This window comes from Rhodoplanes sp. P11 (assembly GCF_964266735.1).
Taxonomy (GTDB): domain Bacteria; phylum Pseudomonadota; class Alphaproteobacteria; order Rhizobiales; family Xanthobacteraceae; genus Rhodoplanes; species Rhodoplanes serenus.
Genome location: NZ_CAXWGY010000017.1, coordinates 412103 through 435268, shown reverse-complemented (window position 1 = coordinate 435268; position 23166 = coordinate 412103). Strand labels below are relative to the sequence as shown.

The window sequence follows — 23166 nt, the reverse complement described above, 5'->3', positions numbered from 1 at the left end:
GGAAGATACCGCCGATGACGGGGGAATCTCCCGTCACCCATATCTTGTCAGATTATCCAAATGGATGAGCGGCGGTATCCGCTGCATTCGAGGGCCGCGGCCTCAACGTTTGCGCTACCTTGAAACCTCCATCATGAGCCGGAAGCCGCACTCGGTATTCCTACGGACTCAGGATCGTTGCAGCACCACCACCGCATTCGCCGGCAGCAGCACCGTGACGGCGCCGTGCTGCGACGAGACAAGCGCCGGATTGACGAGGCCGCTGCCACCATACATTCGGGCGTCGCTGTTCAGCACCTCGCGCCATGTCCCGTCCGCGAGCGCCGGATGGGCGATGCGGTAGCCTGCCGCGTAGGCGTGATTGGCGAGGCTGGCGATCACCAGGAGTTCGCCCCCCGGCGCGTCGCCGTCGGCGGCGCGGCGGAACGCCAGCACCCGGTTGGCGTCATGGACGTGGAGGATATCGATCGCATGCGAGCGCAGCGCCGGGCTCTCCCGCCGCAGCGCGATCACGTCGCGATAGAAGCCGAACAGCCGCGCCCCCCAGGACTCCCGCAGCGCCGGGAAGTTCTCCCGGTGATCGATGAAGTCGTCATAGCGGTAGGGCTGCGACGCACCGACCTCCTCGCCCATGAAGAACATCGGGGTCGCGGGGCCGAGCAGCGAGAGCGCGGCGACGACCCGCACCCGCGCCTCGGCGACGTCGCGGGTCGCGCCGACGAGCGGCGCCCCGTTCACCGCCGTCACGATGGTGCGGGCCGAGTAGACCTTGCGGCCGTTCTCCTCGTAGCTCGAATTACCCGCCTCGTCGTGGGACTCGTGATAGACGACCCGCCCCTGCGTGCTCGCCGCCAGCGTGCCGGCGAACCAGCTCATGGCGAGCGGCCGGTCGTCGCCGTAGCCGGAGAACTTGAGAAGCCGGGCGCGCTGGCTGTCGTTGGTCGCGTCGCCGATGAGCTGATGGTAGTGCTCGGCATACCAGGCGGCATCGAAGCCGAGCCCGCCCGCCGCGGTCGGCTGCGTCACCGCCGGCCAGCCCGAATGATCCTCGGCGATCAGGATCACGTCGGGCCGCACCAGCCGCACCGTGCGGGTCCATTCGCGCAGGAACTTCTGGCCGAAGATCCGGGCGGTGTTCGCGGCGCGCCCGTCGGCATGCAGAACCGCATAGGAATGCAGCGATGTCGTCTGGTCGACGCGGAAGCCGTCGACATGGAACTCGTCGACCAGCATGGCGGCACTGGAGCAGAACAGCTTGCGGACATTCTCCTCGAAGAAGCGCGGTGCCCAGCCGGTCGACTGGTTGTCGATATAGCCGCCCTCCGGAAACCGATAGTCGCCGGGCTTGCCCTCGTACCAGTAGTAGATGTTGCGCTCGGGCGCGGTCGAATCGTAGGCCCATTCGGCCCGCTCGGCATCCTTGATGTAGTGGTTGTAGACCACGTCCATGATCACCGCCATGCCATGGCGATGGCATTCGCGAACGAAATGCTTGAACTGGTCGCGGCCACCGCCCGCATACTCGATGGCGAGGTAGTGCGACGAGCCATAGCCCCAGCTCGCCCAGCCCTCGTATTCGGACAGCGGCATCAGCTCGATCGCGTTGACGCCGAGGTCGCGCAGATAGGGCAGCAGCGCCATGGCGTCCTTCAGCCGACCGCGCGCTGCCTGGCCGGCCGCCAGCCCGTCGACATGCAGCTCGTAGATGACGAGATCCTCCAGCCGCCGCGGCACCGGCCGCGCCGGATCGAACTCGTCGCGCCAGAACTCCTCCTCGGCGGTCCACTCGGTCTCCGGAAACACCGTCGATTCGAAGTTGGTCGTCACGCCGCGCGCCGGATCGACCATCACGGAGCAGCTCTTGGTGCCGTCGAGGCTGCGGCGGCAGCCGCACCACGACGGATCGCGAGCCGGGTCGACATTGCCGCTGCCGATCTGGCAGCGCGAGTAGAGATCGGTTCGGTAGACGATGCTGCCGTCGTCGCGGGTGATGCGGAACATGTAGAGGGTGTGATCGTAGGCCGTCAGCAACCCGCCTTCGGGCAGATCCTCGGGCCGCGTGCTCCACACGCCGTCGGGCTCGCGATGCATCGGCGCCGTGTCGGCGATGCCGCGGCCGTCGTCGAAGATGTAGCCGCCCTTGTCGTTCTCGGCGCCCGAGAGCTGGCCGCGCACCAGCTCCACCTTCTGGGCATAGGGCGCCCACACCGCAAAACGCACTGCCGGCGGCGCGCCTGGCCGCTCCAGCCGGTTGGCGCCGAGGCGCCGGCAATGGGTGAGATGGTATCGCTCGATCTGATCGGCGCCGGCGAGCACGAAGGCGCGCACCGGATCGGTCGCATCCGCCTGGCACGGCTCGGTCGGAATGGCCGAGATGCTCTCGCCCGCCGCCGTCTCGGCGAGGACGCTCCAGTGGAACGTGTTCCCGACGGCGTCGGCGGCGAGGCCGATGGTGGCGCGAAACGCCGGGCAGCCGTCGTCGGCCGTGAAGGACTCCATCGGCACCGTCGACCACTGCGCCGAGGGGCGGCCGGCTGCGTCCCAGCTCCCGGTCAGGCGCATGTTGCGAAGCACGATATGGCGCAGGCCGGTGCGATACTCGAAATGGACGGGAATCTGCGGCATGGGGTCCTCGCAGAAGTCATGCAGGCCGATAGGGCCGCGGCTCCGGCCCGATGATCCAGTGCTCGCGCACGAGCATCCGGTGCAGCCACCGCGGCTCGGCGCACAGGCGCCAATCGGCCGCGAGCAGCGCGTGCGGCAGCGACGCCTCGGCGACATCCACCGCGTCGGCATCGTCGAACCAGAACTGCTCGACGGCATCGAGCGGCGATTCGCCGATCGCATAGGCGGCGTCGCGGACGAGGCCGATCTGATAGCGCCGCAGTCCCGGCAGCGCCTCCGCCTTGTCGGCGTGCGGCCCCAGCAGATGGGCGCGGAAGTCGGCGAGACGCAGGCCCTCGCGGCGCTTGGTGAGGACCAGCAGCAGCACGCCGGCGGCGTCGCGCGTCTCGGGCGGCCCGGGCAGCCGCGGATGCGCCGTGGTATCGAGCACCACGGTGCGCCAGAACGCCGCCCAATTGGGCTCGTCGGCGCGGGCGCCCTGGATCAGCTCGGGCGACTCCAGCGAGGCCACCTCGGCCGCCTCGTCATCGAGCCAGATCTCGGCGACGCCGTCCCACAACGGATCGGCGGGGTCGCCCGGTCGAGCGATGCGGGTATCCACCTTGTACTTGCGGATCTGCGGGATGCGGCTCGCATAGCGCACCGCATGCACCTCGACCCAGTATCGCTGGAAATCCGCCTCGCTCATCCCGGGCTTGGGATGTGCGAAGATGAACTGCTGGATCATCGGCGACCTGCTCCGTCATTCCGGGACGGCGCGACGCGCCGAACCCGGACTTCCGTTGCGTGCTTCGGAATCGGATGCTGGCGTCCGGGTTCGCGGCTTCGCCGCGCCCCCGGACCGACCGGCGTGAGTTCACCAGCCCCAGCGGCGCAGCGGCGGATCGCCGTCGAGCACCTCGATCAGCTTGCGGCCGGTCAGCGTGCTGTCCGGCGTCGAGCGGCCGGTGATGAAAGGGTAGTCGACCAGCACGCTGGTCGGATGCCCGAAATTGCCGTGGAACCCACCGTCCGGCCCGGTCGCGTCGCGCAGGATGAACTCCAGCGGATAGGGTGGCGGCCCCATGTTGAAGTCCAGGAACGTGTTGCGGGCGCGCACGAAGGCGGTGCCGTCCTTGTAGTCGTATTCGAGGCAGTGCCCGGTAACGTGCTTGCCCCAGATGATGCTCTTGCGGATGTTCATGTCGCGCGCGAAGGCCAGGCAGGCGACGCCGTAGCACTCCGCCGCGATCGGCTTGCCGGCGTCGTGGAACGCCAGGATCAGGTCGTGGACGCGCTGGTTGTTGACGAGGTCGACCACCGGCCCGGAGCCGCCGACGATCAGCACCGCGTCGTAACGCGCGATGCTGTCGCGCGCCGCCGCCAGCGCCCGGTTGTAGGCTTCGAGCAGGCGCACGAAGCTCGGCGCCGAGTAGTAGGGCCGATCCGGAAACCAGGCGGCGAGCGAGATCGGCGTTTGCAGGCGGCGCCCCTGCGCGGTCGCGGGATCGTCGATCTCGCGCACCTTGGCGGCCATCGCGGGCGTCGTCACCGGCCGCATCAGGGCGGGGTCGAAGAAGTCCGGGTCCATGCTGACGGGAATCGCGTTGGGCCGGCGTCCGTTCGGCGTGCAGAAGTCGACCGTCCAGCCGGCGCGGTCGAACTCGTCCAGCGGCCCGACCAGCTCCTCGCCCCAGTAGCCCCATTCCGACAGCACCACGAGGACGTGACGTTTTCCGCGCGGGTCCGGAAGCGGGGGCAGCGGATCGGGCACGCCCGCCGCGGGTCCCGCCACGATGGCATCCTTCACGGCATCGATCAGCGCCTCGGTGGCATGCCAGGAGTTGTTGGTGACGAGATCGCCGTCGACCACCACCTGGCGATCCTCCGGTGTGCCGGCGACGCAAGGCGTGTAGAGCCCGCCCGCATTGACAACGTCGGCGAGCACCACCTTGTTGCAGATCACCTTGCGGCCGGCGAGCAGATCGGGCGAGGTGGTCAGCAGCCACAGGCCGTGGCAGGCGGCGGCCTTGACGATCCGCGGGTCCGCCATGGCGCGGCGGAAGAAGTGCGCGGCCGGCACACTCCGCGCCACCTCGGCGGCGTTGGCGGCGGTCACGTCCTCGCGCTCGCTCCAGCGCAGTCGCACGCTGGTGTAGTTGGCCGAGACGATGACGGCGGCATAGTCCTCCGGCGCCACCGTCGCGACGTCCTTGTCGACGTCGATCCATTCGATCTCGTCGACGACGCCGGGCTCGACCGTCGAGTAGAAGCGCAGGCTGGGCTGCCCCCACAGGCGCGACACCAGATCGACGGTCGCACCATAGGCGGCGAAGCGTTCGCGGTAGAGGCGGATCTCGCCCGGGATATACTGGGACTCGACGAGCACGGCGATCTTCTTGCCGGCGAGAGGCGTGTTGGTCATCGCGGTCTCCTGGCTTGCGCGACGTGACGTTCAGGCGCCGGTCGGCGCGATGGCGGAGAACTGCACCACCAGCGAGATGGTGCCGTCGGTGCGCTCGCCGTCGAGACCGTCGAGATGGATCTGGAAGTCGTCCGGGTTGGCGGGCCGCTTGTCGGCCGTCACGTCGATGCCGTTGGCGACGATGCGCTCGATCGACAGGCGACCGGGCGGCATGAAGTCCGGCAGCACGTTGATGCTGGTCTGGATCGACGACTTGCGCAGCCGGAAGAACAGGCAGAAACCGTTGTCCGCCTCGCGGCCCGCATCAACGAAGGCGCGGGTGTAGACATGGGCCAGATAGGCCAGCTCGAAAGCGTGATACCCGATGGCGTGGCTGCTCTTCATGCCGTACTGACCGTCGATGATCGGCAGCCCGTTCTCGGTGGTGCGGAAGTAGTAGCCCTGGCGCTCGCGATCGAGGAAGAACAGGTTCCAGAAGGCTTCGCATTCGCGCGCGAGCCCGAGATACTGGGGATCGCTCGGGGTCGCGCCGTGCAGCACCAGATAGGCGAGAATGCCCTGCTCCTGCTGCCAGAAGTCCTTGGTGGCGCCCCACGCGAACTGGATCGGCATGCCGCCGGAAGGCTCGCGCTCGACGCAGTCGAAGATGCCGCCGCGAATCACGTCGAGGCCGACAGTCGCCATGCGGTCGGCGAGCTGGCGGGCCACCCCGAGGCAGCGCGCGGCACGATCGTCGTCGCCCGCCGCCTCGGTCGCCTTGCCCATGGCCCGGCGACGCGCCGCGCGCATGTGGAAGTAGTTGGCGCAGCGCGTCAGGTTCCAGGCGATCTTCAGGTTGTGGCCGACGACGGCGCGGTTCTGCTGCCAGCGATAGGTGTGGTCGGGCGTCCAGTCGTCGTGGAAGCGCTCGTTGACATAGCTCGATTTCGGATCGGGAAACTTCTCGACGATGAGGCTCGTCGTCTCCTCCAGGATCCCGATGCAGGTGTGCAGCAGCGCATCGAAATAACCGCGCCCGGTGCCCTGCGGCAGCGGCTCCAGGGTGAGGATCAGATTGATCAGATAGGCCGGGATGTGGTCGCCGATCGAGTTCCAGTTCTTGCGGCGGAAGTTGTCGCCGAGCGCCGGAGTATCGGGCCGCATGGTCACCGGATCGAGATGCGAGTAGTAGCCGCCGGTCCCGGCGAAGCCTTTCTCGCGGGCCGCCGGCGGGTCCCACCAGAACGCCTGGAAGGCGTTGATGGTGCGCCGGATGTCTTCCAGCACCTCGGTGTCGAGGGTGATGCGATAGTATTGAGTGAGCCCGGCGATCGAGTAGATCTGTTCATAGAGCGGAATGGTCCCGATGTCGTCGGGTCCCTGGGACGCGAAGAACAGGCTCTCGCCCTTCTCGCCCTCCTCGTGGCGACGCCGGCCATAGGCCCAGAAGCAGTACTCGCCGTCGTGGCTTACGGAGCGGAACGCCTCGCGCAGATACTTCATCGCGGCGTTGGCGGCGAGGAAGTAGCGCTCCGCCCCGGTGATCAGGAAGGCGGTGGAGAGATCGTAGAGCAGCCGCGACAGCACCGCGCTCTCCTGCACGTCGTCGTCCACCGGCTGGCCGAGAATGTTGAGATTGGTGCGGTAGAACTTGGCGAAATCGTCGATGGTGTAGCTGCGGCGCTGATCGAACAGATGGTCGAGGATGCGGTCGGCCATCTGGGTGACCTGGGCGAGCCACCAATGCGTCTCCTCGAACAGATAGCGGCCGGGATCGGAGTGCAGCAGATAGATCGTGCGGGCCTCGAAGCGCTCGCGTTCGCCGTCGAGCTGATAGAGGCCGGCGACGAACAGCGGGCGCCCCGACACGATGTACTTCGTCAGCGCGCGGGGAATGTCGTCGCCTGACGACGCCGTCGGCTCCGGCACGCGGTCGCGGCCGATCTGATCGAGGTTGGTGAGCACCTGATAGGTGGTGGTCTCGCCCACCAACACCCGAAACACATCGCCGGTGCGCGCCTTCAGGCTGAAGGTCGAGGCGGTGGCGTCGACGTCCTGGACCGAGCCGGCGAGCGTCATCGTCTGCGTGAAGTTGTGCCGCATGAATCCCCCTTGTGACCGCGCCGCCGCCGGCCGCGTGACGCGGGACGGATCGGCGGCAAGCCCGAGGCATCCGTGGCAGGCGTCCCATGCCGACGTGCGATCCGCGGCGAATGCAGGCCAGGGCCTGTATCCGCCGATCCTGCGGGACACGTTCAGCTCTACACGCTTTGGTTGCAGATGCTCGGCTAACGGAACTATTACGGGAGATTGAACGAGAACACAACCTGAGGGAGCAATCGCGATAGATCACGACTTCGCGGGATCGCGGCGCGGCCGGATCGCGGCGCCGCGGAAGGCGCGGCACCGCAGGGCGCCGCCCGCCGCGACACCGCCGGACCCGGCTGCGAGGTCCGGCGGTGCGACTGCACGGCAGCTCTCTTCTCCACCTCCGGCGTCATCAAGCCGTCATCGGCCAGCCGATAGACAGGCCGGCAGCCGCTCCCCCGTCGGCAGGCATTTCCCTGAGCTCTTAGACATCGAGGCCCGGTTTGCTCACGTCGTCGAAGGTTCGATGCGGCGTCAGCGCCGCCGTTCGCCGCACGCCCGCGCTCTCGCGTCAGGGCCTGTCCGAGGCGCTGTTCGCCTGGATGTTTCGTGGTCTGGTCTATCCCCAGATTTGGGAGGACCCCGCCGTCGACATGGAGGCGCTGGCGATCGATCGCGGCTGTCACGTCGTCGCCATCGCGTCGGGGGGCTGCAACGTGCTCTCGTATCTGGTCGCCGATCCGGCCCGCATCACCGCGGTCGACGTCAACACCGCGCATGTGGCGCTGGTGCGCCTCAAGCTCGCGGCAGCGCGGCATCTGCCGTCGTGGCGCGCCTTCCATCGCTTCTTCGGCAGCGCCGACGACCCCGCCAATGTCGCGGCCTATTGGAATCATCTCGCACCGCGGCTCGACGCGACGACGCGCGCCTACTGGGAAGGCCGCGGCGCCTTCGGGATCGGGCGCCCGCGCATCTCGATGTTCGCCCGCAATGTCTACCGGCACGGGCTGCTCGGCCGCTTCATCGGGCTCGGCCACGCGGTGGCGCGGCTCTACGGCGTCGACCTGCGGGCGGTTCTGCAAGCCCGCTCGCGCGACGAGCAGGCGCGCGCCTTCGAGACGCTGCTGGCGCCGCTGTTCGAGAAGCGATTCGTGCGCTGGGCGGCGGAGCGGCCGTTCGCACTCTACGGGCTCGGCATCCCGCCGGCCCAGCATGCCGCGCTGGCCTCGGCCGGCAGCGACATGGCGAGCGTCCTGCGCAGCCGCGTCGAGCGCCTCACCTGCGGGTTCGACCTCGATCAGAACTACTTCGCCTGGCAGGCGTTCGGGCGCCGCTACGGCGGCGACGAGCACGACCCGGTGCCGCCCTATCTGGAACAGGCGAACTTCCCGGCGGTGAGCGCGCGGGCTCATCGCGTGGCCGTCGTCAACGCGGTGATGACCGAGCATCTCGCCGCGCAGCCGGCCGCGTCGGTGGACCGCTACGTCCTGCTCGACGCCCAGGACTGGATGACCGACGCCCAGCTCGATGCACTGTGGGGCGAGATCACCCGCACCGCCCGGCCGGGCGCCCGCGTCATCTTCCGCACCGCCGCCGAGCCGAGCCTGCTGCCGGGCCGCCTCGACGCCGCGATCCTGGCGCGCTGGCGCTACGAGGAGGCGGCCTCGCGGGCCTTCACGGCACGCGACCGCTCCGCCATCTATGGCGGCTTCCATCTCTATGTCCTGGCGGACTGACGCCATGCTGGAGCGGAGCGCCGCTGGGCCGGACCGCATGGGTGCCAGGGTCGCGGCCGACGCGGCACACCGCATGGACCGGATGTACCGCCACCAGCGGCACGTCTACGATCTGACGCGCAAGTATTATCTGCTCGGTCGCGACGGGCTGATTCGCGATCTCGCGCCGGCGCCCGGCCACCGCGTGCTGGAGATCGGCTGCGGCACCGGCCGCAACCTGGTGCGGGCGGCACGGCGCTATCCGGCGGCGCGCTTCTTTGGCGTCGACGTGTCGGGCGAGATGCTGGCGAGCGCGGCGCGCGGCGTCGCCCGTGCCGGCCTCGCATCGCGCATCGGGCTCGCCCGGGCCGATGCCACCCTGCTCGATCCCGCCGCCGTGTTCGGCGAGCCGGCATTCGAGCGCGTCTACTTCTCCTACACGCTGTCGATGATCCCGGATTGGGAGGCGGCGCTGGACCGCGCGCTCGCCGCGGTGGCACCGGGGGGCGAGCTTCAGATCGTCGACTTCGGCGCCCAGGAGGGGCTGCCCGCCGCCGCGCGGAGGGCACTGCGCCGCTGGCTGGCCCTGTTCGACGTGACGCCGCGCGATCGTCTCGAAGAGCACCTGGCGGCCTCGGCGGCGACGATCGGTGCCACCCTGTCGGTCACCCGCCCCTATCGCGGCTATTCCCAGCGCGCCGTGCTGCGCACGACTTGTTGATCGACACGCCGTGCTGCGCACGGCCTGCTGATAGACACGCCGTGCTGCGCACGGCGCCCTGATCGACGTATTGAAGCCTCGTGCCGGATCGTCCCGCCACCGCGGCGGAGGCGGCCAGCTCGTCCGCTCAGCCGCGCTTGCGACGGCCACCGCCGCGGCTGGCCTTGCGGACCGGCTTCTCCTCCTCGGCAGCCTCCTCGCCGCCACCGTCGATGGCGAACTCCTCCAGGCTGTGCCCTTCGTCGAGCAGCGCCGCGAGCCACTTCGGATGCGCCCCCCGCCCCGCCCAGGTCTCACCATTGGGGCCGCGATACTTGGGCGCCACCTTGACCCCTTTCAGGGCGCTGGAGCGCCCCGACGCGGCGCTGCGCGCCGGGCGTCCGCGGGCGGATTCGAGCGCGCTCAGCTGCTTCTTGAGCTCGCGACTACGCTCCTCCAACGTGCTGTCGATCTCGGCACGAAGGGCCAGCAGGGCATCGACATCCATGGCTTTCAGATTGACGGCAGCCATTCTCGGCTCCTGAAAAGGATTGAGGCGGTTTCGGCGGATGAACGTGATCCGGTCGCAAAAACCGGGAGAGGCCACTTGACGAGTAAAGCTCTGTCACGGGTTTCGGTTCGTCGCAAGAAAAAACATGAGAAATAACCCACCGATCGATTGCGTATCGACGAATGCCTTACCCCCGGTTGCTGAAAGCTGCTGATCCGGCAGCCGTTCATATCGTCCTATAACGAGAATTTCTTGGTCGGACCATGCAGGGCCGAACAACGAAACACCCACCGGCCGGAATGTACTATAACCAACCTAATTCGCAACCAAAAAGCGTAGCGGCGCACAATTGAAAGTTTCATGTAAGGAACCCGTCTTAGAATGGAATGCGAATCGAAGTGGAACGGACTTCGCTCCAGACGTCCTTCCGTGATCGCATGTCCGACGGCAGCCGGCATCGGCTTTGCCGGACAATTGTTATGCGCTGGCGAATTCGTCATCGCCGACGAAGCCTCGCAGGCCCGCGGCTTTCCCCCATGGCACGGCGGAAACTCGGAGGGTGCTGCACCTGAGCCGCACCGCCCGCATGGCAGCCGCCCCGTCGGCTCGATTGCACGGTTCCGATACCCGACGCATCATGGCGAATTGTCGATACCTTTCCCGCAGCGCGACGAGGCCGTGATGATTCTGGAGATCGCTCAGATCGAGGTAAAGCCGGGCCAGGAGGCCGAGTTCGAAGCCGGGGTCACCAAGGCGGTGCCGCTCTTCCGCCGGGCCAAGGGATGCTCCGGCGTGACGCTGCAACGGAGCATCGAGAAGCCGACCCGCTATCGGCTGTTCGTGCGCTGGGAAACCCTCGAAAACCACACGGTCGATTTCCGCGGCTCGCCCGATTTCCAGGAATGGCGCGCCTGCGTCGGACATACCTTCGCGGCGCCGCCCGAGGTGGAGCACGTCCGAGAGATCGTGCACGGCTTCTGAGCCGGGTGACGGCGGCGGCGTTTCGCTGGCTCGCGCAAATAGCGAAACTTTCGCGCAGCAAAACCTCCGGTGACGGCAATGTGATTAGACCGATCTGTCTGGTCCGGCATCATCACACCTGAGAGCAGCGCCGCCTCGTTGCGGCTAGCGGCCATCGGCGGTTCGTCGAGGAGAGCCCTCGAATTCAGATCAGCACCACCCATCGACCGGCCGCCCGTGCGGGCGGGATCGCCGGCGCTGCCTCTTGGCTTGACGTCCCTTCAACAAAGGAGACAGCGGTGATGAACGATTGCACGCGAGTGTCGACGCAGTCGGAAGAGGCGCCCGCACGGCCGGACGGCGCATCCGCACACCTCCCGGCACGCCCCAACGACACGCCGGCGCACCGGGACGGCGACGTCCCTCGCATCTCGTTCGCCGAGCTCGAGCGGCGGCTCCAGGACATCGATGTGCCGGACGCCGCGCTGCGCCCCTACTTCACCGGCGATCCATCATCGTCGCGGCCGTTCGCCCCGGTGCTGACCATCGACCCGCAGCGGGTCGAGTTGGACACGATCGAGAGCTTCCGAGTCGAGAACGCCTTCGCGATGGACTGGGCGAACGGCATCGCCCGATTCCGCCGGCAGGCCCGTTTCAAGCGGCGCCGCACCCGTGGCGAGCGGCTGCCGGTGCTCGTCGCCGAGGGCGACTCCTGGTTCCAGTTCCCGCTGCTGCTGGACGACGTGATCGACCAGCTCGACCCCGCCTATCTGATCTGGTGCACCAGCGAGGCCGGCGACACGCTCGCCCGCATGGTCGGCAAAGCGGCCGAATACGTCGACGCCATCGCGAGCCAGGAGCGCCCGCTGGCGCTGCTGTTCTCCGCCGCCGGCAACGACCTCATCGGCGTCGAGCCGGATGGCACGCCGGTCATGTACAAAGTGCTGCGCGACTTCGAGCCCGGCCGGCCGGCCCACTGGTATATCGAGACCGACGCTTTCGCGGAGCGCCTCGCCTTCATCGAGAAGGCTTATCGAACCCTGCTCGACACCATCGACCGAACCTTCGGGCGCCGGGTCGCAGTGGTGCTGCACGGCTACGACCGCGCCATCCCGGCCGGCGCCGGCGATCCGCGTCGGCCCTGGTGGGCCGCCCGCGACCAGTGGCTCGGCGGTCCGATGACCCGACGCCGGATCGCCGACCCTGCCCTCCAGCGCGGCATCGTGGCCGCGATGATCGATCGCCTCGGCGCCCTCCAGGCGCGGCTGTGCGGCGGCAACAATGCGGGCGGAGCCTTCCCGACCGCCTGGCAGGTCGACGTCCGCGGGACGTTGCCGGCCGTCACCGACTGGGCCGACGAGTTGCACCCGACCAGCGACGGCTTTGCCCGCGTGGCGCGGCGCTTCCAAGCCGTGCTGGCGGATGTCGCGGCCCGCGACGTGCCGGCCCGGCCGGTGCCGGTGCGGGCGCGGGGGAGCGAACCGGAGGCCGGCACGCCACCGACGACACCCGCATTCTCAGCCCCGCCACGCGATCCGGAGACGGCCGGGTCGGACGTCGTCACGCCGATTCAGGACCCGCCGTTCCTCCGCGAGCCCTCCACCGAGGTGCCGCCGTTCGGCGACCTCGCCGGTGCCGCCCCGGTCGATGATCCGGCCCACATGCTCAGAGGGTTCCGCACCCTGAGGGTGGAGGCAGCGGTCGGCCGCGAGGTGACGGCTCCGGCCGCGCTGGTGGCGATCCTCGCCGAGCGACGGCGGGCGGTCGTCCGCATCACGGCGCGCGGCACCGACTATGAAGGCATCGCCCGCGCCCTGCCGTGGTGCGGCACCGGCTTCTTGGTCGGCCCCAACCTATTGCTGACCAATCACCACGTCCTCAACTCCGTCACGGTCGCCCGCACCGCCACGGTCGAATTCGATTTCGAGGTGCGCGGCGCCGACCTGCTGAATGGCGTCGGTACTGCCGTCTCCGCCGAGACCTTCCGGGTCGATCCCGACCGGCTGTTCGTGACCAGTCCGGTCGCCGGTGGGCTCGACTTCACCTTCGTGTGGATCGAGGAGGCTGCCGCCAAGAAATACGGCACAATTCCGATGGAGCGGGCCTCCTTCACGGTCGAACGTTGGGAGCAAGCGTATGTCATCCACCACCCGCGAGGCCAGCCCAAGCGGATCTCGCTGGACGATACCGACGTGCTGAACATCGACTCGGCCCTCATCCATTATACGTCCGACACCGATGAGGGCTCGTCCGGCGCGCCGGTGCTCGACCAGCAGGGTCGGCTGGTGGCGCTCCACCACGCCCGCCAGAATCTCCAGCTTCCCCTACCCGATGGTGGCAGGACCACAATCGTCAACGAAGGCATCAAGATCGGCGCCATCGCGATTGATCTCGAGAACCGGGTGAAGCGCCGCGCCGACGATGCCGCAATGGCATCGGTGGTGCTCGACGCCATCACCGGATCGGACTCACTGACCGGCTATTTCGGCGGGCTCGGCCGCCCACTCAGCGGCAAAGACGGGGTCGAGGCGGTGGTCGACACCTATCGCGGCACCGACCAGGACGTCGACATCGCCTTCTGGAACGTCGAGTGGCTGGCGAACCGCTGGCGCGACCCCGAGAAGCTGCACGGCGCCGCACGGGTGATCGCCGACCTCAATCTCGACGTCTGGGGCCTCGAGGAAGTCTCGCCGCGCGCCGTCGTCGAGCTGGTGCGGGTGCTCCGCGACCTGTTCGGCCAAGACTATGGCTATGCCCTGTCGGAACCCGACGCCCCCGAGGGCAAGCAGTCCACCGCGGTGATCTGGAGGACCGCCACGGTGAGGGGCGAGCCGGCCCGCTGGCCCGACGAGGCCCTGGCGCTGTTCGATCTCGACAGCCGCGACCCGCGTGCTCGTGAGGAAGCGGTGCATGGCAAGGTGTTCGACCGCTTCCCGGGCCTGTTCCGGTTCACTCTCGGCGGCACCCGTACTCCAGCCCGCCCCGGCGCGCCATTCGACTTCTTTCTGGTGCCGCTGCACCTCAAGGCGATGGCAGAGGGCAGCGTCCGCCGCCGGCTCGCGGCTCGGCTGCTGATGCGGGCCACTGGTGCACTGATCCGCGAATCCGGAGATGCGGACATCATCTTGGGCGGCGATGTCAATGCGCCACTCGCCTCCGGCGATCTCAACGCCTTGCAGGACGGCGGCTTCACCGCAATGGCTGCGAGCGACGAGAAGGCCGGCGGCTTCACCTATCTGAAGTCGCCGAAATCCCTCATCGACAACATCTTCCTGTCGTCGAACCTGACCCGGACAGTGGGCGGGGCGGATTTCTTCATCGTGGCGCGCGAGCGCTCGGTCGACGGCTTCGTGGCGAACGTCTCCGATCACCGGCCCGTGCTGGTGCGCCTGTCGCTCGGCAATGTCGCAGCAACGACCGAGGTCGACCTTAGCGACCGCGGTCTCGATACAATGATCGATCGCTGGCTGGCCGAAAGGCCCGATCACGGCAGCCGGCGAGACCGCGCCGCCTGATCGACGGCCAGGGCGGCGCCCGCCGGCGGCGAGACAGAAATCCGGCTGGCGCCCCGGCGCCGGCCGCGCTCAGCCGCAGCCGCCCAGTCCCATCCCGGCCCCCATGCCGCAGCACTGGCCGCAGCCGCCACCCCCGCCGGCGCACACCGGCTCGGGATCGGAGCCGCCCTTGGCGGGCGACGCGATCAACGACAGCTGCTGCTCGAGATCGCCGCTGGCACAGGCCGGGCAGGTCGGCACGTCCGAGGAGCGGACGAGCGTCTGGAACATGTGGCCACAGCTCTTGCACGCATAGCCGTAGAGCGGCATGACGCCTCCAAAGGTCTGGCATTCAGGGAGCGGGGGCGCCGTCTAGTGCCCCATGGCCACGCGCCGCGCAAGAGGGCGCGACGCCGCCTGGAGGCTCGCGGCCTTCGCAGCGGCCTACAGCGTGCCGGCGATCCCGAGATCGGCGAGGGTCTGGACCGTCAGGGCCCGGGCGGTCCGGCGGGCCGCCGCCACATCACCGTCGCAGATGTGATCGATGAGCGCGCGCAGGAGCATCCGGCTCTTGCGGCCGCGGCTCTTGGCGAACGATGCGTTCACGTAGATCAGCGTCTGCTGCATGGTGTTGTCCCAGATCTCTCGCATGATCCGGTTGCCGGCCGCCGCCAGCAGCCATTGCGACATCCGTCCGCCGAACGCCGGGTGCCCCTCGTCGAGCTTGTCGAAGGCGGCGTCGATGCTGCGCTTGAGCTCCGCCGCGGCCGCCACGGTCTCGGGCGTCACCTGGCGCGCCGCCAGCTCGACGGCGTATTCGAGCAGCGCCAGGCGCACCTGGAACAGCTCGACGATCTCCCGCTCGGAGAGGCGCTTGACCCGCACCCCCTGGAACGGCGGACGCTCCGCCAGCCCGGCCGCCACCACGGCTTGCAGCGCCTCGCGGATCGGCCCGTTGGAAAAGCCGAACTCGGCGCGGAGCTGCGCCTCGCGAAGGCGCTCGCCCGGCGCGTAGACGCCGGTGATGATGCGGTCGCGCAGCACCTCCGCGAGCCACAGGCTGCGCGACGGCGGCGGCTCCTCGGGCGGCGGGACGGGACGGGGCGGCTTCGCGTCAGGCTTCGCGTCAGCCTTGGAGGCGGCCTCGGCGACGACCTTGGCAGTGGCGGCCGCCTTCGGATGCGGCTTCGCGGCCGGCCGCGGCGCGGACGAGGCGGAACCGGACGACGCCGGCTTCCGGTCGCGTGTCGCCGCGACAGGTCTGCTGCGTCGTCCCGGTTTCGCCATCGTCTCGTCCTCGCCCGAAGCGCCTGCGACTTACGCGGCGCGCCCGGAGATGACAAGCCGACGCGAGCCGCCGGTGGCGTCAGAAGAACCGTGCCCGATAGCTATGCTCCGGCGCCGCCGCCGCCAGCGCCCAGTCGGCCAGTTCCTCGTGCCGGGCGAACCACACGTCCGGGAACTGCTGCATGTAGCGGACGATCTCCTCGAACACCGCCATGATCATCGGCCGTCCGCCGAAATGGCAGTGGAGCGTCAGCACCAACATCGACATCGGCTCGTTGCGATAGAGATAATCGAACGTGCCCTTGTAGACGTCCCACAAATCACGTGGGCTCGAGCGCAGGACCCGGTTGTCGGTGAAGTCGCTGTTGGGCACCGCGGCGAGCACCCCGTTCGGCGTCTCGATCCGATGCGGCAGATCGATGTAAGTGACGTCGGCGTGCCATTTCAGCTTCTCGGCAGCCAGGAAGCTGGTGGTGTTCTCGGTGAAGGCGAGCACCGAGGAGAGCCAGCCGGTCGGGCGCCGGCCGGCCTTCTCCTCCAGGATGCCGAGGCACCGTGCGATCGTCGCCCGCTCCTCGTCCGGCTCCATGTAGGCGAGCAGCGCGTCCTGGGTGTAGTTGTGGCCGCCGACGTCGTGGCCGGAGCGGACGATCTGCGTCACCGTGTCGGGATAGAGCTCGGCGCAGCGCGCATTGGTGAAGAAGGTGCCGGGAATCTGCAATCGGTCGAGGGTGCGCACGATGCGCCACACCCCGACCCGCGCCCCGTAGGTGGACCAGGCGCGGCCGGCCAGATCCACGGTGCCGGGCTTCAAATGCGTGGTCTGCACCGAGTAATTCGGCGCCTTCCCCTCGGCCCAGGTCTCGTACATCACCGTGACAGCGACGGCGATCCGCTTTCCGTTCGGCCAGGCCGGCCCGTTCGCGCGCTCCACTGAACATCCTCCGATCGTGCCCCACCGGCTCTCTCCGGAGCCGTCGCACCGCGGCGAGACAAGTGCAGCGAGGGCGGCGCCGCGAAGCGACGTCATCGGCGGGGAGTTGCATCTGGGTCTCTGATTAATTATTAATAATCTTCAAGTCAAGAACGAGCGGCACCCGCGCCGCACCGAGGAACGTAGGGAAGGAGCCGACCATGCCCCCGCTTCGACAGCTCGCGACCATCGCGGCAGCAACCAGCGCCGTCGTGATGAGCACCGTCCTGACGACGGACTTCGGGTCCGGTGCGGCCCACGCCCAGACGGCCGGACGAGACGCCGCCGCGACAGCGGCGACCGAGTCGTGGCCCGAGCGGCCGATCCGCTTCCTCGTCACCTCGGCGGCCGGCGGCGGCATCGACCTGATGGCGCGCCTGCTCGCCGACGGGCTGAGCCGCGAGCTGCCCCAGCGCGTCGTCGTCGAGAACAACGGCGCCGCCGGCGGCCTGATCGCCACCCGCGCGGTCGCCAAGGCGGAGCCCGACGGCTACACGTTCCTGTTCTCCGGCCCCGGCATGGCGTCGCTGCCCTATGTCTACAAGAACCCGGGCTACGCCGTGCGCGACGACTTCGCGGCCGTGTCGCTGGTGACCCGCTATCCGCTCGTGATGGTGACGACGCCCGATCTGCCGGCCAAGACGCTGCCCGAGTTCATCGCCCTGGTGAAGAAGAACCCCGGCAAGTATGCGTTCGGCTCCAGCGGCATCGGCGGCGCCTCGCACATCCCGCTGGAGGCGTTCAAGGCGCAGGCCGGCCTCGACATGATCCATGTGCCCTATCGAGGCAGCGGGCAGACCACCGCGGCGCTGCTCGGCGGCCAGATCCAGCTGGTCATCGACGGCCTCGCACCGCAGCTTCCCAACATCCAGGACGGGCGCGTCCGTGCGCTGGCCGTCAGCACCACGGAGCGCTCGCCGAAGCAGCCGGACATTCCGACCGTCGCCGAGACGCTGCCGGGCTTCGCGTTTCCGATGTGGGTCGCGGTATTCGCCCCGGCCAAGACGCCGCCCGCCATCGTCGAGAGGATGTCGAAGGCGATCACCGCCGCCGTGCAGTCGCCGGCCGTCGCCAAACGGCTTCAGGAACTGGTGGTCGATCCTGTCGGGTCGACCCCGAAGGAGCTCGACCGCTTCCTCGACGAGCAGCTCGCCTTCAACAAGGCGGTGATCGAGAAGGCCGGCATCCACGTGCAGGAGTGACGATGACCTTCGACCCGGCCGACCGTGGAGGCCGCGATCGCGGCGCGCTCCTTCAGGCCCTGACGACGTTCGAGACCGACTACTGGCACGACGTCGACTTCAATCACGGCCGCGGCGGCGAGGCGTTCTACGTCGCCGACGGCCTGTTCGCGATCGGCGACACGCGGATGGACGGACGCGACGCCATCCGCGGCTTCTACGCCTGGCGAGAGCAGCGTGGCGCCCGCACGGCGCGGCACGTGGTCACCAACTTCCGGCTCGAGTCGGCCGGCGGCGACGAGGCGGGCAGCGACAATGCCGCCACCCTGCACTGCATCCTCCTGCTCTACGCGGCGGATGGCCTGCCGGTGCTTCCCTCGCTGCCGGCGATCCTGATTGCCGACGTGGTCAGCGTCTGCGTGCACCGCGGCGGCCGCTGGCTCTACCGCTCGCATGTCCTCACGCCGGTGTTCATGGGCGGCACGCCGCCGACCATACCGCCGGAGACCAAACCGTAGTATCGCTGACGGGTCGGCCGGCGCGGCGCGACACAGCCCAGGAGCCCCGCATGCAGGACGTCTCGAAGCAGCTCGCCCCGCGGGGGCGCCTGCGCGCCGCCATCAACTTCGGCAATTCGGTGCTGGCCCAGCCGGACCCCACCACCGGCGAGCCGCGCGGCGTGCAGGCGGCGCTCGCCCGCGAGATCGCCGCCCGGCTCGGCGTGCCGGTCGCCTTCGCCACCTATCCGGCGGCCGGACAAGTGTTCGCCGCACTGGCCCGCGACGAATGGGACGTCGCCTTCATGGCGATCGACCCGGTGCGCGCCGCCGATCTCGACTTCACGCCGCCCTATGTGCTGATCGAAGCCTCCTGCGTGGTGCGGGAGGACTCGCCCCTGCGGACCATCGACGATGTCGATCAGCCGGGCGTGCGCATCGCGGGCGCCCGCGGCAGCGCCTACGACCTCTACCTCTCCCGCACCCTGACGCACGCCACCCTGGTGCATCTGCCGAGCGGCCCGGAGGCGCGTGCCGCGTTCCTGCGCGACGGGCTGGAGGCGGTCGCCGGCGTGCGCCAGGAGCTGGTCGCCTTCGCGGCGTCCCATCCGGGCCTGCGCGTGATGGAGGGGCGCTTCGTCGGCATCGAGCAGGCGGTGGCCATGCCGAAGGGCCGCACCGCCGCCCTCGCCTTCCTGACCGGCCTGGTCGACGAGATGAAGCGCAGCGGGCTGGTCGCCCGCGAGCTGGCCGCCAGCGGCCAGTCGGCATCACTGGTGGCGCCGTGACGTGACCGCCGGCAGGCGGCGAGCGGTGCCGATACGACTCAGCTCATCCCGGACGCCGAGGTGGGCTCGATCTCCACCGACAGGCGCTGCTCCCCCGGCTGCCGATACGGATAGCTATCGACGCCGAGATACTTCTTGGCCAGCGCATCGATGTGGGCGTCGGCACCGTCCTCGGTGACGTGGCGAACGCGGCCGCGGATCTGGAGATAGCGATAGGGGTTGTCGGGATCGATGATGGCGAGGGCGACGCGGGCGCCCGGCGTCAGCGTCCGGGCCTTCACCCGGCCCTTGGCGGTGTTGACGCGGACGACGCCGTCGGTGAAGTCGAACCACACCGGCGTCACCTGCGGCGAGCCGTCCGCCATCACGGTGGCGATGCTGGCGAAAGCCTTCTTGCCGGTCAGCAGATCCAGATAGGCGTCGGGAGGCGTGATCATCGGGCATCCCCTGATTGGCGCACGGGGCGAGCACCACCCCGGGAGTAATATAGGACGTCTCTGCCGACGCGGCAGCCCGGCCCTTTCCCTGCCACGGTCGCCGGCCCATATTGCGCCGATGCCGAAGCCGCCGAAATCACCGGACCCGTCGCGTCCGTCCCGTCATGCCCCGCCGAGCAAGGACCCGGCCCGGCCCACCCGGGCCAAGGCGTCGCGCGAGGCGCTGCCGCCGATCGCGCCGGCGCTCGAATCGCTCCTCAATCCCGGCATCGCCCGCGGCGAGGCCGGAATCGGCTCGCAGACCGGCCTCGAATCGCGCCTCACGCCGCCGGCCGGAAACTCGCGCGACCGGCGCGCCGATTTCTCCGCCGCCCATACGGCGCGGCAATCGACGGGCGCCCGCCCCCGTCTCGCTCCCCCGCAGGCCGGCGAGGACCAGAAGGACGAGCGCCGGCCGACACCGCTGCAACCGACCGAGGAGCCCGGACGGCGCGGCTTCGCCGAGGCCCCGCAGGCCGGTTATCTGGACGCCGAGGAGCTGCGCGACGCCTCGCCCGAGCTCGCCCGCGCGCTCGGCCTGATCGGCGACGACGCGGAGCCGCCCGGCGGCCCGCGCGGGCCCGGCAACCCGACGACAGCCGACACCGACGACCGGCCGACCCGCCGCCGGCCGGCGCGTCCCACCCTGTCCGAGCTCGGCACCACGGCGACGGCGCAGTCGCTGGAGCGGCTGCTGCGCGAGGGGCGACCGGAGCTCGCCGACCAGGCGTGGACCCCGCACCGGCCGCCGCGGCCGGAGAAGAGCGAGGGCGGCGTCCACCTGGTGGTGAAGTCGGATTTCCAGCCCAAGGGCGACCAGCCACAGGCGATCGCCGACCTGGTCGAGGGCATCGGCCGTCACGACCGCACCCAGGTGCTGCTCGGCGTCACCGGCTCGGGCAAGACCTTCACCATGGCCAAGGTGATCGAGGCGACGCAGCGGCCCGCCATCATCCTGGCCCCCAACAAGACGCTGGCGGCCCAGCTCTACGGCGAGTTCAAGAGCTTCTTCCCGGACAACGCGGTCGAGTACTTCGTCAGCTATTACGACTATTACCAGCCGGAAGCCTACGTTCCGCGTACCGACACTTACATCGAGAAGGAATCGTCGATCAACGACCAGATCGACCGGATGCGCCACTCGGCGACACGCGCGCTGCTGGAGCGCGACGACGTCGTTATCGTCGCCTCGGTCTCGTGCATCTACGGTATCGGCTCGGTCGAGACCTATTCGGCGATGACGTTCTCTCTCAAGCGCGGCGACCGCATCGATCAGCGCCGGCTGATCGCCGATCTCGTCGCCCTGCATTACAAGCGCACGCCGGACTTCTCCCGCGGCACCTTCCGGGTGCGCGGCGACACCGTCGACGTGTTCCCGGCCCACTACGAGGATCGCGCCTGGCGCATCACGCTGTTCGGCGACGAGGTGGAGAGCATCGAGGAGTTCGACCCGCTCACCGGCCACAAGACCGACGAGCTGTCGTTCGTGAAAATCTACGCCAACTCGCACTATGTGACGCCACGCCCGACGCTGCTGCAAGCGATCGACGGCATCCGGCGCGAGCTGCGGTGGCGGCTCGACCAGCTCAACGACGCCGGGCGGCTGCTGGAGGCGCAGCGGCTGGAGCAGCGCACGCTGTTCGACCTGGAGATGATGGAGGCCACCGGAAGCTGCGCCGGCATCGAGAACTACTCGCGCTATCTCACCGGCCGCCGCCCCGGCGAGCCGCCGCCGACGCTGTTCGAGTACGTGCCCGACAACGCCCTCGTCTTCATCGACGAGAGCCACGTCACCGTGCCGCAGATCGGTGGCATGTATCGCGGCGACTTCCGTCGCAAGGCGACGCTCGCCGAGTACGGCTTCCGGCTACCCTCCTGCATGGACAACCGGCCGCTGCGTTTCGAGGAATGGGACGCCATGCGGCCGCAGACCGTCGCAGTGTCGGCAACGCCGGGCGGCTGGGAGATCGGCGAGGCCGGTGGCGTCTTCGCCGAGCAGGTGATCCGCCCGACCGGCCTGATCGACCCGCCCGTCGAGATGCGCCCCGCCCGCACCCAGGTCGACGATCTGGTCGGCGAAGTGCGCCAGGTGGCGGCGCAGGGCTACCGCGCGTTGGTGACCGTGCTGACCAAGCGGATGGCCGAGGACCTCACCGAGTATCTGCACGAGCAGGGCTTGCGGGTGCGTTACATGCACTCCGACATCGACACCATCGAGCGCATCGAGATCATCCGCGATCTGCGGCTCGGCGCCTTCGACGTCCTCGTCGGCATCAATCTGCTGCGCGAAGGGCTCGACATTCCGGAATGCGCCCTGGTGGCGATCCTCGACGCCGACAAGGAAGGCTTCCTGCGCAGCGAGACGTCACTGATCCAGACCATCGGCCGCGCCGCCCGCAATGTCGACGGCAAGGTGCTGCTCTATGCCGATCACGTCACCGGCTCGATGGAGCGCGCCATCGCCGAGACCAACCGCCGCCGCGAGAAGCAGCAGGCGTATAATGCCGAGCACGGCATCACGCCGGAGAGCGTCAAGAAGGGCATCGCCGACATTCTCGATTCACCGTACGAGCGCGACCATGTGCTGGTCTCCACCGGGCGCGGCACGGGCGGCCTTTCGGCGGCAGGTGGATTCGAGGACGCTGCCAGCATCGGCCACAATCTGGAAGCCGTCGTGGCGGATCTGGAGACGCGGATGCGCGAGGCCGCCGCCGACCTGAACTTCGAGGAAGCGGCGCGGCTGCGCGACGAGGTGAAACGGCTGCGCGCCACCATGCTGGCCGTCGCCGACGATCCGACCGCCAGAACCGTCGATCTCGGCAAGGCGCGCGGCGGCAAGGGCGCGGCGGGCCGCACCCGTCCGCACAAGCCCGATCTCGACGAGATGGGGATCGCGCTGTGGCACGAGCGCGGCGTCCACCGTCCCGACGCCAAATCCCGCGAGACCAAACGCCCACGCAAGCCGACGCTGGACGAGATGGGACCCGGCGTCGAGGCGATCCCGTTCGGCCACGACGCGCCGACACGCGACCGCGAGCCCGCCGACGGCGATCGCTCGTCCGGTCCGCGCTCCACCATGGGGCGTCCGGGCCAGCGCGGCGGCTTCAAGCCGAAGCGGCGGCGATGACATCGCGTCGCCGCAATCCGATGCAGACGGCGGCACGATAGAACCTCCGTCTGCGGTCTGCTCGGCGTCCGGTAACGGATTTCCCGACAGAGCGGCCCGGCGCGGCGCCGGAGTGTCTGGAGAACCGAGCCGATTCCATAATGCCGCCGTGAACGATCCGAACATGGCGCCATGGGTCATGTCGGCATCGGTGCGCGTCGTCCTCTATCTCGCGTCACTGATCCGGCTGGGCCCGACGACATCTGTCGTCATCTTCATACCGCGAACCGGGCGGTGGATCGTGGTCCATGGCCGAGAACCTCCGGGCGCACGGGGCCGCGGAGGCCCGGCCGACCGGACATAAGCGGCCGCTCAAGGATGG

The 23166-nt window shown here is 69.0% G+C and carries 17 protein-coding genes; 8 read left to right on the top strand and 9 right to left on the bottom strand.

Annotated features, from left to right (window positions below; genetic code table 11):
• Positions 1–168 precede the first annotated feature (168 nt).
• From ACFQUV_RS16480 to ACFQUV_RS16465, 4 genes are all read right to left on the bottom strand, one after another.
• The gene (locus ACFQUV_RS16480; RefSeq protein ID WP_129610292.1) at positions 169–2625 is read right to left on the bottom strand and encodes an alpha-amylase family glycosyl hydrolase; all 2457 of its coding nucleotides are present in this window, start codon (positions 2623–2625) and stop codon (positions 169–171) included.
• A gap of 16 nt (positions 2626–2641) precedes the next feature.
• Entirely contained in the window at positions 2642–3352 is a 711-nt protein-coding gene (locus tag ACFQUV_RS16475; protein ID WP_129610290.1) for an EthD family reductase, read from the bottom strand.
• 129 nt (positions 3353–3481) lie between these two features.
• Positions 3482–5029: a type 1 glutamine amidotransferase domain-containing protein gene (locus ACFQUV_RS16470; protein ID WP_129610288.1), complete on the bottom strand. Its 1548-nt coding sequence runs from the start codon at positions 5027–5029 to the stop codon at positions 3482–3484.
• A gap of 30 nt (positions 5030–5059) precedes the next feature.
• The gene (locus ACFQUV_RS16465; protein ID WP_129610286.1) at positions 5060–7111 is read right to left on the bottom strand and encodes an AGE family epimerase/isomerase; all 2052 of its coding nucleotides are present in this window, start codon (positions 7109–7111) and stop codon (positions 5060–5062) included.
• 488 nt (positions 7112–7599) lie between these two features.
• Between ACFQUV_RS16465 and ACFQUV_RS16460 the strand changes: the two genes are divergently transcribed.
• Both ACFQUV_RS16460 and ACFQUV_RS16455 read left to right on the top strand, forming a co-directional pair.
• Complete coding sequence (locus tag ACFQUV_RS16460; RefSeq protein ID WP_244601657.1) at positions 7600–8832, top strand: DUF3419 family protein; 1233 nt, start codon at positions 7600–7602, stop codon at positions 8830–8832.
• Between the two features lie 4 nt (positions 8833–8836).
• Positions 8837–9532: a class I SAM-dependent methyltransferase gene (locus ACFQUV_RS16455; protein ID WP_244601656.1), complete on the top strand. Its 696-nt coding sequence runs from the start codon at positions 8837–8839 to the stop codon at positions 9530–9532.
• A 127-nt stretch (positions 9533–9659) separates the two neighbouring features.
• Here the strand turns inward: ACFQUV_RS16455 and ACFQUV_RS16450 are convergent, their stop codons facing one another.
• Positions 9660–10043, bottom strand: coding sequence for an H-NS family nucleoid-associated regulatory protein (locus ACFQUV_RS16450; RefSeq protein WP_111383417.1), 384 nt, complete (start codon positions 10041–10043; stop codon positions 9660–9662).
• A gap of 660 nt (positions 10044–10703) precedes the next feature.
• Here ACFQUV_RS16450 and ACFQUV_RS16445 point away from each other — a divergent pair.
• Both ACFQUV_RS16445 and ACFQUV_RS16440 read left to right on the top strand, forming a co-directional pair.
• Positions 10704–11003, top strand: a complete 300-nt coding sequence (locus tag ACFQUV_RS16445) for an antibiotic biosynthesis monooxygenase (RefSeq protein ID WP_129610327.1) — start codon at positions 10704–10706, stop codon at positions 11001–11003.
• Positions 11004–11284: 281 nt separating this feature from the next.
• Entirely contained in the window at positions 11285–14497 is a 3213-nt protein-coding gene (locus ACFQUV_RS16440) for a trypsin-like peptidase domain-containing protein (RefSeq protein WP_129610282.1), read from the top strand.
• Positions 14498–14566: 69 nt separating this feature from the next.
• On the opposite strand, the gene ACFQUV_RS16435 is transcribed toward ACFQUV_RS16440, so the two are convergent.
• The 3 genes from ACFQUV_RS16435 to ACFQUV_RS16425 all read right to left on the bottom strand — a co-directional run bounded on the left by ACFQUV_RS16435 (position 14567) and on the right by ACFQUV_RS16425 (position 16697).
• Positions 14567–14806, bottom strand: coding sequence for a zinc ribbon domain-containing protein (locus ACFQUV_RS16435; protein WP_378395271.1), 240 nt, complete (start codon positions 14804–14806; stop codon positions 14567–14569).
• 114 nt (positions 14807–14920) lie between these two features.
• Positions 14921–15763, bottom strand: a complete 843-nt coding sequence (locus ACFQUV_RS16430; protein ID WP_129611724.1) for a GntR family transcriptional regulator — start codon at positions 15761–15763, stop codon at positions 14921–14923.
• Between the two features lie 79 nt (positions 15764–15842).
• Positions 15843–16697 (bottom strand): polysaccharide deacetylase family protein, encoded by an 855-nt coding sequence (locus ACFQUV_RS16425; protein WP_165364189.1) that lies wholly within the window; start codon positions 16695–16697, stop codon positions 15843–15845.
• Positions 16698–16897: 200 nt separating this feature from the next.
• On the opposite strand from ACFQUV_RS16425, the gene ACFQUV_RS16420 reads away from it, so the two are divergent.
• From ACFQUV_RS16420 to ACFQUV_RS16410, 3 genes are read left to right on the top strand one after another with little or no spacing between them, the layout of a single operon-like run.
• Positions 16898–17938: a tripartite tricarboxylate transporter substrate binding protein gene (locus ACFQUV_RS16420; RefSeq protein ID WP_129611722.1), complete on the top strand. Its 1041-nt coding sequence runs from the start codon at positions 16898–16900 to the stop codon at positions 17936–17938.
• 2 nt (positions 17939–17940) lie between these two features.
• Positions 17941–18435, top strand: a complete 495-nt coding sequence (locus tag ACFQUV_RS16415; RefSeq protein WP_129611721.1) for a hypothetical protein — start codon at positions 17941–17943, stop codon at positions 18433–18435.
• A gap of 50 nt (positions 18436–18485) precedes the next feature.
• Entirely contained in the window at positions 18486–19202 is a 717-nt protein-coding gene (locus ACFQUV_RS16410) for a transporter substrate-binding domain-containing protein (protein WP_129611720.1), read from the top strand.
• 38 nt (positions 19203–19240) lie between these two features.
• On the opposite strand, the gene ACFQUV_RS16405 is transcribed toward ACFQUV_RS16410, so the two are convergent.
• Positions 19241–19639: a PPOX class F420-dependent oxidoreductase gene (locus tag ACFQUV_RS16405; protein WP_129611719.1), complete on the bottom strand. Its 399-nt coding sequence runs from the start codon at positions 19637–19639 to the stop codon at positions 19241–19243.
• Between the two features lie 118 nt (positions 19640–19757).
• Here ACFQUV_RS16405 and uvrB point away from each other — a divergent pair, with 118 nt between their 5' ends.
• Positions 19758–22805 carry an excinuclease ABC subunit UvrB gene (gene uvrB / locus ACFQUV_RS16400; RefSeq protein ID WP_378395267.1) on the top strand — a complete coding sequence of 1016 codons (3048 nt, stop codon included), beginning with the start codon at positions 19758–19760 and terminating at the stop codon, positions 22803–22805.
• Positions 22806–23166: the final 361 nt, after the last annotated feature.

What these genes read in the sequence shown, in the direction of transcription:
- ACFQUV_RS16450 (WP_111383417.1), bottom strand. Translation starts at nt 10,043, where the DNA reads ATGGCTGCCGTCAATCTGAAAGCCATGGATGTCGATGCCCTGCTGGCC.
- uvrB (WP_378395267.1), top strand. Translation starts at nt 19,758, where the DNA reads ATGCCGAAGCCGCCGAAATCACCGGACCCGTCGCGTCCGTCCCGTCAT.
- ACFQUV_RS16410 (WP_129611720.1), top strand. Translation starts at nt 18,486, where the DNA reads ATGCAGGACGTCTCGAAGCAGCTCGCCCCGCGGGGGCGCCTGCGCGCC.
- ACFQUV_RS16465 (WP_129610286.1), bottom strand. Translation starts at nt 7,111, where the DNA reads ATGCGGCACAACTTCACGCAGACGATGACGCTCGCCGGCTCGGTCCAG.
- ACFQUV_RS16435 (WP_378395271.1), bottom strand. Translation starts at nt 14,806, where the DNA reads ATGCCGCTCTACGGCTATGCGTGCAAGAGCTGTGGCCACATGTTCCAG.
- ACFQUV_RS16415 (WP_129611721.1), top strand. Translation starts at nt 17,941, where the DNA reads ATGACCTTCGACCCGGCCGACCGTGGAGGCCGCGATCGCGGCGCGCTC.
- ACFQUV_RS16420 (WP_129611722.1), top strand. Translation starts at nt 16,898, where the DNA reads ATGCCCCCGCTTCGACAGCTCGCGACCATCGCGGCAGCAACCAGCGCC.
- ACFQUV_RS16475 (WP_129610290.1), bottom strand. Translation starts at nt 3,352, where the DNA reads ATGATCCAGCAGTTCATCTTCGCACATCCCAAGCCCGGGATGAGCGAG.
- ACFQUV_RS16430 (WP_129611724.1), bottom strand. Translation starts at nt 15,763, where the DNA reads ATGGCGAAACCGGGACGACGCAGCAGACCTGTCGCGGCGACACGCGAC.
- ACFQUV_RS16470 (WP_129610288.1), bottom strand. Translation starts at nt 5,029, where the DNA reads ATGACCAACACGCCTCTCGCCGGCAAGAAGATCGCCGTGCTCGTCGAG.
- ACFQUV_RS16480 (WP_129610292.1), bottom strand. Translation starts at nt 2,625, where the DNA reads ATGCCGCAGATTCCCGTCCATTTCGAGTATCGCACCGGCCTGCGCCAT.
- ACFQUV_RS16405 (WP_129611719.1), bottom strand. Translation starts at nt 19,639, where the DNA reads ATGATCACGCCTCCCGACGCCTATCTGGATCTGCTGACCGGCAAGAAG.
- ACFQUV_RS16445 (WP_129610327.1), top strand. Translation starts at nt 10,704, where the DNA reads ATGATTCTGGAGATCGCTCAGATCGAGGTAAAGCCGGGCCAGGAGGCC.
- ACFQUV_RS16455 (WP_244601656.1), top strand. Translation starts at nt 8,837, where the DNA reads ATGCTGGAGCGGAGCGCCGCTGGGCCGGACCGCATGGGTGCCAGGGTC.
- ACFQUV_RS16440 (WP_129610282.1), top strand. Translation starts at nt 11,285, where the DNA reads ATGAACGATTGCACGCGAGTGTCGACGCAGTCGGAAGAGGCGCCCGCA.